Raw genomic sequence first — 14,725 nt, forward strand, 5'->3', positions numbered from 1 at the left:
CCCCATGGACAGCACAACTCTCCCCCATTCGCCCGGTAGCCGGATTTCTCAATACATCGCGCTGACAAAGCCGCGCGTGACGCAGCTTGCCGTCTTCTGCGCGGTGATCGGCATGTTCCTGGCAACGCCCGGCATGGTCCCGTGGACCGTGTTGATCGGCGGGGCAGCCGGCATCTGGCTGCTGGCCGGTGCCGCGTTTGCGATCAATTGTCTCGTCGAGCAGAAAGTCGATGCGAAGATGCGCCGTACCGCATGGCGTCCGTCCGCGCGCGGCGAAATCACCACGAGGCAGATCCTGCTGTTCTCGGCCGTGCTCGGCGGCCTCGGCATGTGGACGCTTTATACGTTCACCAACGCGCTGACGATGTGGCTGACCATTGCCACGTTCGTCGGCTATGCGATTGTCTACACGCTGCTGCTCAAGCCGTATACGCCGCAGAACATCGTAATCGGCGGCGCATCGGGCGCGATGCCGCCGGCGCTCGGCTGGGCCGCCGTGACGGGCGCAGTGCCCGGCGACGCATGGATTCTCGTGCTGATCATCTTCGTGTGGACGCCTCCGCATTTCTGGGCGCTCGCGCTGTACCGCCGCAAGGACTACGAAAACGCCGGCCTGCCGATGCTGCCCGTCACGCACGGCGAGGCGTACACGCGTCTGCACATCCTGCTGTACACGGTCATCCTGTTTGCGGTGACGCTGATGCCGTTCATTTCGGGCATGAGTGGAATCGTGTATCTGGCGTCGGCGGTTCTGTTGGGCGCCGTGTTCCTCGCGTACGCGTGGAAGATCTATCGGGAATATTCCGACGCTCTCGCGCGTAAGACCTTCCGTTACTCAATCGTTTATCTGTCGCTGCTGTTTGCGGCGCTGTTGATCGACCACTATGCGCGTCCTTTGATCGGCGCGTAACACCATGCTCACTACTCGGTTGGCGCGCGCGGCGCGCGTTGCGCTCGTAGCGTGCGCACTTGGCGGCGCGGCGCTTGTGTCGGGATGCGGGAAGGAACAGCCCGCGTTCACGAATGTCGATATCACCGGCAACAAGCAATTCGGGGCCGACTTTTCGCTGCCCGACGCGAGCGGCAAGGTACGCACGCTCGCCGATTACAAGGGCAAGGTCGTCGTGCTGTTCTTCGGCTATACGCACTGTCCGGATGTATGTCCGACGACGATGGCTGAATTGTCCCAGGCGCTTCAACAGTTGGGCCCCGAAGACGCAAAGCGTGTGCAGGTGCTGTTCGTGACCGTCGATCCGGAGCGCGATACGCCCGACCTGATGGCGCAGTACGTGCCGGCGTTCAATCCGACGTTCGTCGGCCTGCGCCCCGCCAATCAGGAACAGCTGACGAAGGTGACGAAGGACTTTCGCGTGTACTACGCGAAAGTGCCTGGCAAGACGCCCGACGATTACACGATGGACCACACGGCTGCGAGCTACGTATTCGATACGGACGGCAAGCTGCGCCTGTTCGCGCGCGACGGGCAGGGCGCGTCGCCGTGGGTTCACGATCTCAAGCTGCTGCTGGGCTAGGTCGCGCCGGAATAAGCACAACCCGCAATCGACATGAAAGGCTGCACGACGACGTGCAGCCTTTTCTTATTTCGCGCCAGCATTTACTCCGGCGCTTTCAGATCGATGCCCGGTGCCATCCGGGTCGCCTTGAACTCCGTCACGTCATAGCGCGCCAACTTCTGCTGCGCGAATGGATCGCTGGCGAGTATCGCGTCGAGTCTGGATCGTTCGATACGCGACGCGACGATCACGCCGCCGTCGCGGGGCACTTTCGGCCCCGCCATGACAAATACCCCCGCGTCGAACTGACGCGTCAGGAAGGCGCGGTGTGCTTCCAGCGCGTCGTCGATGCGATCGAGCGAAGCGGTGTAGGTGAGGGAAACGACGTACATAAAAGCCTCGCAATCGGGAGGAGGGTCGGGGCGGCTCGCGGGTCGCTGACGGCCCGTCATTATCGGCTGACCCGGCACGGTGTGTCCCTTACAACACGCCTCAAGTCGGCGCGGCGATCTGCCGATAACCAGAAAGGCAATCGTTTGCGTCCGCTGTGCATCTGAAGCCGGCGTCGCCGATATGCCGCGAAGTGACCACACCACAAGAGACCAACACAATGAGTAGGATGAGTCTGAACGGCAAGCTGTGGTTGTCGCTTGCGCTCGTATGGCTGGGTTTGCTGGGCGTCGGAATGTGGAGCGCAGTCGAAACGCGCTCGACGATGCTCGACGAGCGCAAGGCAGGCATGGTGAATCTCGTCGATGCCGCGCAGGGCGTCGTGAACGGCTACTACGCGCTCGCGCAGGCGGGCAAGATGAGCGAGGCCGATGCGCAGCGCGACGCACTCGCGCGGCTCGCGACGATGCGCTACGGCGAATCGGGCTATCTGTTCGTGATGGATTCGAAGCCCGTCGTGCTGATGCACCCGACCTTGCCGCAAATGAACGGCAAAGCGGTCGGCGACTTCAAGGATCCGGACGGCAAGCTGCTGTACGTGGCGATCGTCGACGCGGCGAAGGCGACGGGCAAAGGCTTTGCCGAATATCGCGGACGTCTGCCGCACAGCGAGGAGGCCGTGCCGAAGATCAGCTATGTGCAGCGTTTCGCGCCGTGGGACTGGAACATCACGAGCGGCGTGTTCGTGCGTGATATCGACACCGCCTGTTACGTGAACCTGATCGAGCACTTCATCGTCGTTCTCGTGATCGGCGCGGGGATTTCACTCGCGATGCTGCTGATCATCCGCAACGTGCGCGCGAGTCTGGGCGGCGAGCCGCAGGATGCGGCGAAGCTCGCGGCGCGCATCGCAACGGGCGACCTCACGCAGATCGTGCCCGTGCGCGCCACCGACGGGTCGAGCATGATGGCCGCGATGAACGAGATGCAAAGCCGTCTGCAGCGCACAATCGGCGAGATTCGCCAGTCGGCGGAATCGATTGCATCGGCGACGCAGCAGATCGCAGCGGGCAACGGCGACCTGTCGCAGCGCACCGAGCAGCAGGCCGCGTCGCTGCAGGAAACGGCGGCGAGCATGGAAGAACTGACGGCCACCGTCAAGCAGAACGCCGACAACGCGCGCCAGGCAAGCGGACTTGCGAACAATGCGTCGGAGATCGCGACGAAGGGCAACGAGGTCGTGAACCGCGTGATCGGCACGATGACGGAGATCAATGACAGCTCGCGCCAGATCTCGGACATCATCGGCGTGATCGAAGGCATTGCGTTTCAGACCAATATTCTCGCGCTGAACGCTGCCGTCGAAGCAGCGCGCGCGGGCGAGCAGGGCCGCGGTTTCGCGGTCGTCGCGGGCGAAGTGCGCAGTCTCGCACAGCGCTCGGCGACGGCGGCGAAGGAAATCAAGCAACTGATCGGCGATTCCGTCGAGCGGGTCAACAACGGCTATGCGCTCGTCGAGCAGGCGGGTTCGACGATGGGCGAGATCATGCAGGCCGTGCGCCGCGTGACGGACATCATGGGCGAGATCGCGGCGGCATCGGAAGAGCAAAGCAGCGGCATCTCGCAAGTGGGCCGCGCGGTCACGCAGATGGACGAAGTGACGCAGCAGAACGCGGCGCTCGTCGAGCAGGCTGCGGCTGCCGCAGCGTCGTTGCAGGATCAGGCGGCGCGCTTGCGCCAGACGCTCGGGGCGTTCCGGGTGAACGGCGGCGAAACGGCCGTCGCACCAAAGACCGCTCCCGCGGCCGCAAAGAAGGTGATGAATGCTGCGGCGAAGCCGGCCGTTGCGGCGGCTGCCGCTGCCGCTGCGACGAAGGCCGCGCCGGAATCGGGTCCGCGCGCCGCGGCGACTCACGCCGCGAGGACTGCCGAGGCGCCACGCATAGCCAAGGCTCAGTCTTCCGACGACGAGTGGACCACCTTCTGACGGGTTATGGGTTGATCAGCAGGCCGCCATTCTCGAGCGCCTGGATATGTTGAAGCGTCGGGTCGGTCTCGTGAATGGCGACATGGTTGATGCCGTAGGCGAACTGGCGATAGCCCAACGTCGCAAGAAATCGATCGATTGACTCGCGATCAGACTTGATCATTTCGATCAGCATGACGGGACGATGTCGCTCGAGCACGGTGCGTCCGCCGTTCAGGACATCGAGTTCCATTCCTTCGACGTCCAGCTTCATAAAGTCAAGCCGATCGAGGTTCAGCGACGGCAGATCGATAACCGGGACCTTTACGCCGTCGTGCGCATCGTACGAAATGTGTTGTCCGATGAACTCGGTATCTTCGCGCTGACGCAGTTCGAGGCTCCCAAAACTCGCGGGCTTCGTGTAGTCCGGCCGAGGCACGATCATTTCCCCGCAGCGTTCGCCGAGCGCCGCAAGCCGCGCTCGCGCATTCAGGCAGTTGTTGAGCGCGATGTTGCCGGCTAGCGCATAAAACACGGTTTCCTGAGCTTCGAACGACAGCACGTGTCCCCATCCGTGCATGCGGCGTGACCACTCGATGGTATGCACGCCGATATTCGCTCCTCCGTCAATCGCCATCACGCCGTCACCGAAATGCTTGCGGCGCAGTTCAAGGAGCAACAGCGCGAGTTCGATTTCGTTCCTGTCGAACTGGGATGCCGTGAGCAGCTGGAATCCGACGCCGAAGGTCCCGCCTGTTTCGTTGATGGCGAAATCGTTGCGATTGACGATCATGCTGCCGTGATGTGTTGATGCAAGGATGAAAGCGATAGGACGAGGAGGAAATGACATGAAGGCTCAATGATTCGATTAAGGTTTGAAGGCATCCGGCATGCGTTGGTGTGACCTGCGTAATCAACGCGCGCCAGCAGACCCATCTATCTTAAAAATATGGCGGTCTTATAGATGTAGGAGGGTTCCGAAAATTGCGCCCGAATCGCTTCGCCGAGTAGTGAAATGCCATGTCTGGCCATGGCGCATCGCGTGCATACCCATATGCGATCCCTGTATTTCACATCGCGGCGTGCCTGTGAGACGATCCGTCGTTCGACGATGCGTGGACAACATCGAAGTGTCCGCCGTCGAACACGAATCTGAAACAAGGCAGTCAAGAGAGAATCACATGCAGCGCAGAACACTCATCAAGGTCTTTTCGGCAGCGCTCGCTTCGGCGGCGCTCGTCACCAGCTTCGGCGCGCACGCCGACGACAAGGTCATCAAGGTCGGCACGATCAGCGGCCCGGACGCGCAAATCTGGTCAGTGGTGCAGAAGGTCGCGAAGCGCGAGGGCCTGAACGTCAAGGTCATCGAGTTCAACGATTACGTGCAGCCGAATGCCGCACTCGACGCAGGCGATCTCGACGCGAACAGCTTCCAGCATCAGCCGTATCTCGACAGCCAGATCAAGCAGCGTGGCTACAAGATCGTCAATGTCGGCCTGACGTACATCTCGCCGCTCGGCGTCTACTCGAAGAAGCTGAAGTCGCTGAAGGATCTGCCGCAGGGCGCGAAGGTCGCGGTGCCGAACGATCCGTCGAATGAAAACCGCGCGCTGCTGCTGTTGCAGACGCAAGGCGTGATCAAGCTGAAGGCGGGCGCGGGCACGAACGGCAGCAACGCGACGCCGCTCGACGTCGCTGACAATCCGAAGAAGGTGAAACTGGTCGAACTGGATGCGGCGCAATTGCCGCGCTCGCTTGCCGACGTCGATGCAGCCGCGATCAACACGAACTTCGCGCTGGCAGCGGGCCTTCAACCGACGAAGGACGCCATCGCGCTCGAAGACGTCCACAGCCCCTATGCGAATCTGATCGCCGTGCGCACGAAGGACAAGGACCAGCCGTGGGTGAAGAAGCTGGTCGCCGCCTACCAGTCGGAAGACGTGCGCCAGTTCATCAAGACGGAATTCAAGGGTTCCGTCGTGCCGTCGTTCTGAGCCGCTTCGCGATTGACGGCATGACATGCAAGACGCCACGGGAAACCGGGGCGTCTTTTTTATACCGCGTTATACCGCGTGCTCCCAACGCTCGACGACGAGATCGCGCCCGAAGCGCCGCTCCGGCGTCGCCGATGCCAGCACGAAACCGGCACGCGTGAAAAGCCGCCGGGCATCGTCGAGCGAACTTTCACTTTCGACGGACACCGTGCGATACCCCGCGCGCTTTGCAAACCGCACGCATTCGTCGATCAGCTGGGTACCGATGCCGAGCCGCCGCACGTCCGGCTCGACATAGAGCATGCTCACATCCGCCTGATCGTCCGATGCCGCCGCCATCAGCGCCGACCCGACGATCAGGCCGTCCTGTTCCGCGACCCAGCAGTTCTCGCGCCGCGCGTCATGGTGCTGCGCGAACTGCGCCACCTGCCGCGCGAGCAGAGCTTCGAACGTGTGATCCCAGCCGTGTCCATGCGCGAACAACTGCGCCTGACGCGAGACCAGCAAGCCGAAATCTCCCGCACGTGGCGCACGCAGCGTCACGATGCTGTGCCGCGGACGCTCGTCGAGCATGCGCTCGATCAGCTTCATCGCGGCGACCAGTTGATCCTGCGAGTAAAGCGTGAGCCGCGCGAGCCCGGCTGCCACTTCATCGACGGCTGCGGCATCGAGCGGCCGATATGCGGCAAGCCCCGCCTCGGTGAGCGAGACGAGCGACTGGCGCGCGTCGATCTCCGATGGACGCCGCGAAATCAGGTTGCGCCGCTCGAAGCTCGCGAGCAGGCGGCTCAAATAGCCGCTGTCGATGCCGAGATTGCGCGCGAGCGCCGCCGCCGTCTGATGCTGGCTGCGCGACAACTCGTGCATCACGCGCACTTCCGTCAGCGAAAAGGGGCTTTTCTGCAAATGCTCATGCAGGGCCCCGATGTGCTGCGTGTAGAAGCGATTGAAATGGCGGACGGCTTCCGCCCGGACTATAGCGGGATCGTTCACCGTGTCCGTTCCCCGTGTTGGACTGTCATTCGGTCACCAAGGTGTGTTTGTTTCCATCGAGTGATCGCGCACCAGTTTCGAAGTTTGCACCAGATCGTAAATAAAGAGGTATTACATTTGCGTGTTAACGCACCAAACCTGACCGACCTATCAGTCGGACCGGTCGCTCGACTGGTCTCAAATACGGGTATGCCCTAATGCCAATGGGTGTCAGTGGGAAACCGCTTAATTCGCGCAAACCCTTGAGAATCAAGGCGTTGCCGGCAGTAGACCAGCTAGATACCACTGCGTTGACTGGTATTATGGTGGTTATATAATGGGCTCCGCTGTCTAGATCAGGCAGGTCAGACTCCTCACGATCATTCATCGAGCCATATGGAAACCCGTTGGTCCGCCCTGACACCCGACGTCCATAACGTCACCCCGCTGTACCTGCAACTCGCCCGCAATCTGGCGACGGCGATCCATTGCGGTGTGTGGTCGGCAGGTGAAGCGCTGCCATCTGAGCGCACGTTGTCCGACGCCATCGGTGTGTCGCGCATCACGGCGCGCAAGGCGATTGCGCTGCTCGTCGAGCAGGGTTTGATCCGGCGCGCGCGAGGCGCTGGCAGCTTCATCACGCCGCGCGTCGAAGATCCGCTGTCGCGCCTCACCGGCTTCACGAAGAAGATGGAGCAACGCGGCTTCCGGCCCGATTCGGTATGGCTCGAACGCGAAGTCCGCACGGCCACGCGCGATGAGATCGTGCACCTCGGTCTGTCGCCGGGCGCGTCCGTAGCGAGCCTGCGTCGGTTGCGGCGCGCCGACGGCATCGTGATGGCCGTCGAGCATTCGTCGTTGCCCGTTTCGATCGTGCACGATCCGCAGGCGATCGGCGGCTCCCTATACAGCTACCTCGAGCAGCGCGGTGCGCCTGTCGTGCGCGCGCTGCAACACTTTCGCGCCGTCAACGCGTCGAGCGAAATCTCCACGCTGATGGACATCGAACCGGGCTGCGCGCTGCTTTTGATTACACGTGTCGGCTACAGCGCCGATCAGCGCGCGATCGAACTCACGGATACCTATTGCCGGGACGACTACTACGACTTCGTCGCTGAACTGCGGCTGTGAGCGGGCGCGCCGGGCGCGCGAAAGGCGCGCGACGGGAAACAGGCGGAACGCACACGGCACGTATCAGTCACGCACTGCATAACGCACTATCAGAGAGACTCATGCTGACCGGAAACATACTCACCCCCGAAGGCTGGATCCACGGCAAGATCGAATTCGAGAACGGCCGCATCACGGCCATCGACGGCAACGCCGCCGATCCGTCGACAAACGATGCGCCGTACATCCTGCCTGGCTTCATCGATCTGCACGTGCATGGCGGCGGCGGCGCCGACGTGATGGAAGCGGGCAATGCGATCGAGACGATCACCCGCACGCACGCGCGCCATGGCACGACGAGCCTGCTCGCCACCACGATGACGGCGCCGCGCGACGAACTGATGAGCGTCGTCGCGGGCCTCGGCGACGTTGCGCGCAACCGCGTGCAGGGCGGCGCGCGCGTGCTCGGCGTGCATCTCGAAGGCCCGTACATCAATCCTGGCAAGCTTGGCGCGCAGCCTGACGCGGCTGTGTCGGCGGTGCTCGATGAAGTGCTGAAGTATCTGTCGATCGCGCCGATCCGCGTCGTCACGATTGCGCCGGAAATCTCCGGCCACATGGACATCATCTCGGAGATCAACGCGCGCGGCGTGCGCGTGCAGCTCGGCCACTCGCTCGGCACCTACGACGACGCCGTCGCCGCGATGAAGCACGGCGCGCGCAGCTTCACGCACCTGTTCAACGCGATGTCGCCGCTGCATCACCGCAATCCCGGGATGGTCGGCGCGGCGCTCGCGCACGCCGAGTACGCGGAAATCATTCCCGACCTGCTGCACGTCCATCCGGGCGCGATCCGCGCCGCGATGCGCGCGATTCCGCGCCTCTACGTGGTGACGGACAGCACGTCGGCGACGGGCATGCCCGATGGCGAATACCGCCTCGGCAGCCAGCACGTGACGAAGTGTCTCGGCGGCGTGCGTCTCGCCGACGGCACGCTCGCAGGCAGCACGCTGACGATGGATCAGGCGCTGCGCAATCTCGTATCGCTCGGCCTGCCGGTGGCCGATGTGTCAAACCGTATGTCGCGTTATGCCGCCGACTACCTCGGCCTCGAAGACCGCGGCCGTCTCGCGCGTGGCGCGTGGGCCGATGTCGTCGTGTTCGATCGTGACATGGCGCTGACGGCCACTTACGTCGAAGGAGAATCGATTGTCGAATATGCTTAAAGAGGCGCTGGCGTCTGCTGACGTGGTCGCCGCGCAACTCAACGATACCTCGCGCGTGGAAGCGCTCGCCGCGCGTCTCGCGCAAGAGCAGCGTCATGTCGCGCTGACGGTCGCGCGCGGCAGCTCGGATCACGCGGCGAGTTATTTCGCATCGCTGACGATGAGCCGCATCGGCCTGCCCGTCGCGTCGCTGCCGATGTCGGTCGCCACGCTGCAGCAGGCGCCGCTGAAGGTGCACGGTCAGCTTGCGCTCGCTTTCTCGCAATCGGGCAAGAGCCCCGATCTGGTCGGCACGATGCAGGCGCTGCGCGAAGCGGGCGCGCTGACGGTGGCGGCCGTCAACGTTCCCGGCTCGCCGCTCGAAAACGCATGCGAGTTCTATCTGCCTCTCGTCGCCGGTCCAGAACTGAGCGTCGCGGCCACCAAGAGCTACATCGCGATGCTGTCGGTGTCCGCGCAACTCGTCGCGCACTGGCAGAAGGACGAAGCCCTGCTCGGCGCGCTGAAGTCGCTGCCGCAAGCGCTCGCGCGCGCGGGTGCGCTCGACTGGTCGAAGGCCGTCGACGAACTGCGCGGCGTCGAGCGCATGATCGTGATCGGCCGCGGCATGGGCCTCGCGATCGCGCAGGAAGCAGCGCTGAAGCTGAAGGAAACCTCGGGCATCCAGGCGGAGGCGTTTTCGAGCGCCGAAGTGCGTCATGGTCCCATGGAGCTGATCGACCGCGACTATCCGCTGCTCGTGTTCGCGCCGCGCGGACCAGAACAGGCGGGCCTCCTGCAACTCGCGCACGACATGCGGGCGCGCGGCGCGCGCGTGCTGCTCGCCGCGCCGGACGATGTGTCCGAAGCCACCTTGCCGCTGGTATCGACGGCTCACGCGGCGCTCGATCCCATTGCCGCAATCCTTTCTTTCTACGTGATGGCTGCCGGCCTTGCCGCCGCACGCGGACGCGATCCTGACGCGCCGCGCCATCTGATGAAAGTCACCGAAACTCACTGAGCGAGATATGCAGATGCGACGTGTCGAGGACTTCCGTTTGAAGAGCCATTCCGAAGGCCATATTGTTCTGCTCGCGCCGATGACGGGTCCCGTCGTCCCGCTCGCGAACGTGCCCGATCCCGTGTTTTCGGGCGGCATGTTCGGCGATGGCATCGGCATCGATCCGCTGGAAGGCAAGCTCGTGGCACCGTGCGACGGCGTCGTGATGCATCTGGCGCGCACCGGCCACGCGGTCACGATCACGACGGCGCAAGGCGCCGAAGTTCTGCTGCACATCGGTATTGACACCGTCGGGCTGAACGGCAAGGGCTTCGCGCCGATGGTCGAGCAGGGCGCGAAAGTGCGTACGGGCGACGTGCTGATCGAGTTCGATCAGGACGTGGTCGCGCGCAATGCGCCGAGTCTCGTGTCGGTGATCGCCATTGCGAATTCCGATGCGTTCGAGATCGTCGAGCGCGCTGGAAACGGCACGTTGAAGGCCGGCGAGTCGCCGCTTCTGACGCTGCGTGCGCGCGATGGCGCGGCGGTGGCGGCGTCGCGCGAAGGGTCGAGCGTCACCGAGGAGGCGCGCCAGACCATCGTGCTCGCGCATGCGGGCGGTCTGCATGCGCGTCCCGCGGCGCGTGCCCGTGAAGCGGCGCGCGGACTCGATGCGCGCGTCGAAGTACGTTTCGAGGGCAAGAAGGCGGCGATCGAAAGCGTCGTTGGTTTGCTCGGCTTGGGCGCGGGGCAGGGCGCGACGGTCGAAGTCGTCGGCATCGGCGCGCAGGCCGCGGCGGCTGTCGAAGCCGTCGTGCGCGAACTGACGCGTGAAGCGCATGGCGAAGCAGAAGAGAAACCGGCCCGCCAGATGTCGCCCGCGCCCGTCACGGTCTTGCCGAAGACGGGTGAGACGCTCGCCCCGAACACGCTCGCGGGCGTCTGCGCCGCCCCCGGCATCGCGGTCGGCAGGCTCGTGCGCTGGGACGACGCCGACATCGATCCGCCGCAGTCGACGGCCAACACGCCCGCTGCCGAAAGCCGTCAGCTCGACAAGGCGCTCGCCGCCGTCGATGCCGAACTGAACACGACCGTGCGTGACGCGTCGCAACGCGGCGCGCATGGTGAAGCGGGCATTTTCGCGGTGCATCGCGTGCTGCTCGAAGACCCGACGCTGATCGACGCCGCGCGCGATCTGATAAGCCTCGGCAAGAGCGCGGGCTTCGCGTGGCGCGAAGCGATCCGCGCGCAGATCGGCGTGCTGTCGAAAGTCGACGACGCGCTGCTCGCTGAACGTGCCGCCGATTTGCGCGACATCGAAAAGCGCGTGTTGCGCGCGCTCGGCTACTCGAACCCGGCGGCGCGCGCGCTGCCCGACGAGGCCGTGCTGAGCGCGGACGAGTTCACGCCGTCGGATCTGTCGTCGCTGGATCGCACGCGCGTCACGGCGCTCGTGATGGCACGCGGAGGCGCGACCTCGCACGCGGCGATCATCGCGCGTCAGGCGGGCATTCCCGCGCTGGTCGCGATGGGCGACGCGCTGCATTCGATCGCCGACGGCACGCAGGTGGTGGTCGACGCGTCGGCGGGCCGCCTGGAATACGCGCCGAACGCACTCGACGTCGAACGCGCGCGCACCGAGCGTCAGCGTCTCGCTGGCGTGCGCGAAGCGAACCGCCGCACGTCGCAGCAAGCTGCCGCGACGAGCGACGGCCGCGCAATCGAAGTGGCCGCGAACATCGCGACACTCGACGACGCAACGACGGCTGTCGAGAACGGCGCGGACGCCGTCGGCTTGCTGCGCACGGAGCTGCTGTTCATCCATCGTCAGGCGGCGCCGACTGTCGAAGAGCACCGCGCGAGCTATCAGTCGATCGTCGAGGCGCTGCAAGGCCGCACGGCCATCATCCGCACGCTCGATGTCGGCGCGGACAAGGAAGTCGATTATCTGACGCTGCCGCCCGAACCGAATCCGGCGCTCGGCCTGCGCGGCATCCGTCTCGCGCAGGTGCGCCCGGATCTGCTCGAAGACCAGTTGCGCGGGTTGCTTGCGGTGCAGCCGGCCGGCAAGGTGCGCATCCTGCTGCCGATGGTGACGGACGCGGGTGAACTCGTGCGTCTGCGCAAGCGGATCGACGAACTCACCGCCGAAACGGGCCGCGCCGAAAAAATTGAAGTTGGCGTGATGATCGAAGTGCCGTCGGCGGCGCTGCTTGCCGATCAGCTCTCGAAGCACGCGGATTTCCTGTCGATCGGCACCAACGATCTCACCCAGTACACGCTCGCAATGGACCGCTGCCAGGCCGATCTCGCCGCCCAGGCAGACGGCCTGCACCCGGCCGTGCTGCGTCTGGTCTCGGCCGCCGTGCAGGGCGCCGGAAAGCACGGCAAGTGGGTCGGCGTGTGCGGCGCGCTCGCCGGCGATCCCCTCGCGGTGCCGCTGCTCGTCGGACTCGGCGTGACCGAGTTGTCGGTCGACCCCGTGTCCGTGCCGGGTATCAAGGCGCGCGTGCGCAAACTCGATTATCAGTTGTGCCGTCAGCGCGCCGACGAAGCACTCGCGCTCGAATCGGCGCAAGCGGTAAGAGCCCTGAGCCGCGAGGTCTGGCCGCAAGACTGAGTGCGCTTGCGTCGCAACCAGTCTGACGACAGAACTCGTCAGTTCGATATTTCAACCTGCATGTAATGCAACGACTCAACTTACACGAGACAAAGGAGTGGAGGTATCAATGGATGGGAATCCGTTTCTGAAGATTCAGCGCCTTGGCCGCGCACTGATGCTGCCGATTGCGGTGTTGCCGGTAGCCGGCCTCTTGCTGCGCCTCGGTCAGCCCGATGTGTTCAACATCAAGATGATCGCCGACGCGGGCGGCGCGATCTTCGACAACCTGCCGCTTCTGTTCGCGATCGGCGTGGCTGTCGGCTTCGCGAAGGACAATAACGGCGTTGCGGCGCTGGCGGGTGCGATCGGTTATCTGGTCGAAGTCGCCGTGATGAAGGACATCAACGACAAGCTCAACATGGGCGTGCTGTCGGGGATCATCGCCGGTATCGTCGCGGGGATGCTGTACAACAGGTACAAGGACATCAAGCTGCCCGACTACCTCGCGTTCTTCGGCGGCAAGCGCTTCGTCCCCATCGTCACCGGGGTCGCGTGTCTGGTGCTGGGCATCGTGTTCGGGTACGCGTGGGCGCCCGTTCAGGCGGCCATCGACGCTGCCGGCCACTGGCTGACGACGGCGGGGGCAATCGGCGCGTTCGTGTTCGGCCTGCTGAACCGGTTGCTGCTGGTCACAGGGCTGCATCACATCCTGAACTCGCTCGCATGGTTCGTGTTCGGCTCCTTCACGCCGCCGGGCGGCGGCGCTGCCGTGACGGGCGACCTGCATCGTTTCTTCGCGGGCGATCCGACGGCGGGCACGTTCATGACGGGCTTCTTCCCGGTCATGATGTTCGGTCTTCCTGCAGCGTGTCTCGCGATGCTCCATGAAGCGCCGAAGGATCGCCGTGCGCTGGTCGGCGGCCTGCTGTTCTCGATGGCGCTGACGTCGTTCCTGACGGGCGTCACGGAGCCGATCGAATTCAGCTTCATGTTCCTCGCGCCCGTGCTGTATGCGATCCACGCGGTCCTGACGGGACTGTCGCTGGCGATCTGCTCGGCGCTCGGCATCAAGCTCGGCTTCACGTTCTCCGCTGGCGCGATCGACTACGTGCTGAACTACGGGTTGTCGACGAAGGGCTGGGAAGCGATCGTGATCGGTCTCGCGTATGCCGTCGTCTACTACGGGCTGTTCCGCTTCTTCATCCGCAAGTTCAACATGGCGACGCCGGGCCGCGAGCCGGAAACGGCCGACGCCGCCGTCGATTCGTACGCGGCGGGCGGTCATGTGGCGCCCGAAGGCGCGGCGGCGGCAACGTCGTCGACGCGCGCGCAGCGTTATATCGCGGCGCTCGGCGGCGCGGCGAATCTGTCGGTCGTCGATGCATGCACGACGCGTCTGCGTCTGACGGTGGTGGATTCGGAGAAGGTGTCCGAGAACGAACTGAAGTCGATTGGCGCGCGCGGTGTGCTGAAGCGCGGCGCGGGCGCGGTGCAGGTGATCATCGGACCGGAAGCGGACATGATCGCCGATGAGATCCGTACGGCGATCGCCAGCGGCAATGCGACGGCGGCTATTTCGGCGGCCGCGTCGGGCGCTGCGCCCGTTGCTGCTGCCGCGGCTGCGGCGGCTTCGTCCGCTGCGACGGCCAACGGTCCGCTCGATCCAGACCCGCTGCGTTGGCTCGCCGTGTTCGGCGGCGCGACGAATATCGTGTCGCTCGAAGCGGTGGCGGCGACGCGTCTGCGCATCGTCGTGCGCGACCCGTCGGCCGTCGAGCGGCAGCGTCTCGATGCGCTGAGCGTCGCGTGGGTGTCGGCGGATACGTTCCACATCGTCGTCGGCGATGCGGCGCCGCGCTACGCGAAGCAACTGTCGACGCGTCTGACGGCGATGGCCTGAGCTTCACGCTAGGCTGGACGGTGGTTGGAACGATCGGCGCCCCTGTGGGGCGCCGATCTGCGTTTACGGATG

Annotated in this window: 12 protein-coding genes; 9 read left to right on the plus strand and 3 right to left on the minus strand. The window is 64.5% G+C overall.

Annotation, left to right across the window (positions count from 1 at the left end; all coding sequences use genetic code 11):
* The first annotated feature begins 4 nt into the window (after positions 1-4).
* A complete protein-coding gene (cyoE, locus tag J8I87_RS03805; RefSeq protein ID WP_209930113.1) occupies positions 5-910 on the plus strand; it encodes a heme o synthase in 906 nt (301 codons plus the stop codon).
* Positions 911-914: 4 nt separating this feature from the next.
* Positions 915-1,532 carry an SCO family protein gene (locus J8I87_RS03810; RefSeq protein ID WP_209930114.1) on the plus strand — a complete coding sequence of 206 codons (618 nt, stop codon included), beginning with the start codon at positions 915-917 and terminating at the stop codon, positions 1,530-1,532.
* Positions 1,533-1,615: 83 nt separating this feature from the next.
* On the opposite strand, the gene J8I87_RS03815 is transcribed toward J8I87_RS03810, so the two are convergent.
* Entirely contained in the window at positions 1,616-1,906 is a 291-nt protein-coding gene (locus tag J8I87_RS03815; protein ID WP_209930115.1) for a YciI family protein, read from the minus strand.
* A 218-nt stretch (positions 1,907-2,124) separates the two neighbouring features.
* Here J8I87_RS03815 and J8I87_RS03820 point away from each other — a divergent pair, with 218 nt between their 5' ends.
* Positions 2,125-3,891, plus strand: coding sequence for a methyl-accepting chemotaxis protein (locus J8I87_RS03820; RefSeq protein ID WP_209930116.1), 1,767 nt, complete (start codon positions 2,125-2,127; stop codon positions 3,889-3,891).
* 4 nt (positions 3,892-3,895) lie between these two features.
* On the opposite strand, the gene J8I87_RS03825 is transcribed toward J8I87_RS03820, so the two are convergent.
* Complete coding sequence (locus J8I87_RS03825; protein WP_209930117.1) at positions 3,896-4,720, minus strand: FkbM family methyltransferase; 825 nt, start codon at positions 4,718-4,720, stop codon at positions 3,896-3,898.
* A 331-nt stretch (positions 4,721-5,051) separates the two neighbouring features.
* Here J8I87_RS03825 and J8I87_RS03830 point away from each other — a divergent pair, with 331 nt between their 5' ends.
* On the plus strand, positions 5,052-5,864 hold the full coding sequence (locus J8I87_RS03830) for a MetQ/NlpA family ABC transporter substrate-binding protein (RefSeq protein WP_209930118.1): 813 nt from the start codon (positions 5,052-5,054) through the stop codon (positions 5,862-5,864).
* Positions 5,865-5,933: 69 nt separating this feature from the next.
* Here J8I87_RS03830 and J8I87_RS03835 read toward each other — a convergent pair whose 3' ends face one another.
* Complete coding sequence (locus tag J8I87_RS03835; protein WP_209930119.1) at positions 5,934-6,857, minus strand: bifunctional helix-turn-helix transcriptional regulator/GNAT family N-acetyltransferase; 924 nt, start codon at positions 6,855-6,857, stop codon at positions 5,934-5,936.
* 375 nt (positions 6,858-7,232) lie between these two features.
* Between J8I87_RS03835 and J8I87_RS03840 the strand changes: the two genes are divergently transcribed.
* From J8I87_RS03840 to nagE, 5 genes are all read left to right on the plus strand, one after another.
* Positions 7,233-7,967: a GntR family transcriptional regulator gene (locus tag J8I87_RS03840; protein ID WP_209930120.1), complete on the plus strand. Its 735-nt coding sequence runs from the start codon at positions 7,233-7,235 to the stop codon at positions 7,965-7,967.
* Positions 7,968-8,068: 101 nt separating this feature from the next.
* Complete coding sequence (gene nagA / locus J8I87_RS03845) at positions 8,069-9,172, plus strand: N-acetylglucosamine-6-phosphate deacetylase (protein ID WP_209930121.1); 1,104 nt, start codon at positions 8,069-8,071, stop codon at positions 9,170-9,172.
* A complete protein-coding gene (locus J8I87_RS03850) occupies positions 9,165-10,172 on the plus strand; it encodes an SIS domain-containing protein (protein ID WP_209930202.1) in 1,008 nt (335 codons plus the stop codon). Before nagA ends, J8I87_RS03850 begins: the two co-directional genes overlap by 8 nt.
* Before the next feature lie 13 nt (positions 10,173-10,185).
* Positions 10,186-12,771, plus strand: a complete 2,586-nt coding sequence (gene ptsP, locus J8I87_RS03855; RefSeq protein WP_209930203.1) for a phosphoenolpyruvate--protein phosphotransferase — start codon at positions 10,186-10,188, stop codon at positions 12,769-12,771.
* A gap of 109 nt (positions 12,772-12,880) precedes the next feature.
* Positions 12,881-14,653, plus strand: a complete 1,773-nt coding sequence (nagE, locus tag J8I87_RS03860; RefSeq protein ID WP_209930122.1) for an N-acetylglucosamine-specific PTS transporter subunit IIBC — start codon at positions 12,881-12,883, stop codon at positions 14,651-14,653.
* Positions 14,654-14,725: the final 72 nt, after the last annotated feature.

This window comes from Paraburkholderia sp. LEh10 (genome assembly GCF_017814945.1).
In the GTDB taxonomy this organism is placed as follows: domain Bacteria; phylum Pseudomonadota; class Gammaproteobacteria; order Burkholderiales; family Burkholderiaceae; genus Paraburkholderia.

What these genes read in the sequence shown, in the direction of transcription:
- cyoE (WP_209930113.1), top strand. Translation starts at nt 5, where the DNA reads ATGGACAGCACAACTCTCCCCCATTCGCCCGGTAGCCGGATTTCTCAA.
- J8I87_RS03810 (WP_209930114.1), top strand. Translation starts at nt 915, where the DNA reads ATGCTCACTACTCGGTTGGCGCGCGCGGCGCGCGTTGCGCTCGTAGCG.
- J8I87_RS03815 (WP_209930115.1), bottom strand. Translation starts at nt 1,906, where the DNA reads ATGTACGTCGTTTCCCTCACCTACACCGCTTCGCTCGATCGCATCGAC.
- J8I87_RS03820 (WP_209930116.1), top strand. Translation starts at nt 2,125, where the DNA reads ATGAGTAGGATGAGTCTGAACGGCAAGCTGTGGTTGTCGCTTGCGCTC.
- J8I87_RS03825 (WP_209930117.1), bottom strand. Translation starts at nt 4,720, where the DNA reads ATGTCATTTCCTCCTCGTCCTATCGCTTTCATCCTTGCATCAACACAT.
- J8I87_RS03830 (WP_209930118.1), top strand. Translation starts at nt 5,052, where the DNA reads ATGCAGCGCAGAACACTCATCAAGGTCTTTTCGGCAGCGCTCGCTTCG.
- J8I87_RS03840 (WP_209930120.1), top strand. Translation starts at nt 7,233, where the DNA reads ATGGAAACCCGTTGGTCCGCCCTGACACCCGACGTCCATAACGTCACC.
- nagA (WP_209930121.1), top strand. Translation starts at nt 8,069, where the DNA reads ATGCTGACCGGAAACATACTCACCCCCGAAGGCTGGATCCACGGCAAG.
- J8I87_RS03850 (WP_209930202.1), top strand. Translation starts at nt 9,165, where the DNA reads ATGCTTAAAGAGGCGCTGGCGTCTGCTGACGTGGTCGCCGCGCAACTC.
- ptsP (WP_209930203.1), top strand. Translation starts at nt 10,186, where the DNA reads ATGCGACGTGTCGAGGACTTCCGTTTGAAGAGCCATTCCGAAGGCCAT.
- nagE (WP_209930122.1), top strand. Translation starts at nt 12,881, where the DNA reads ATGGATGGGAATCCGTTTCTGAAGATTCAGCGCCTTGGCCGCGCACTG.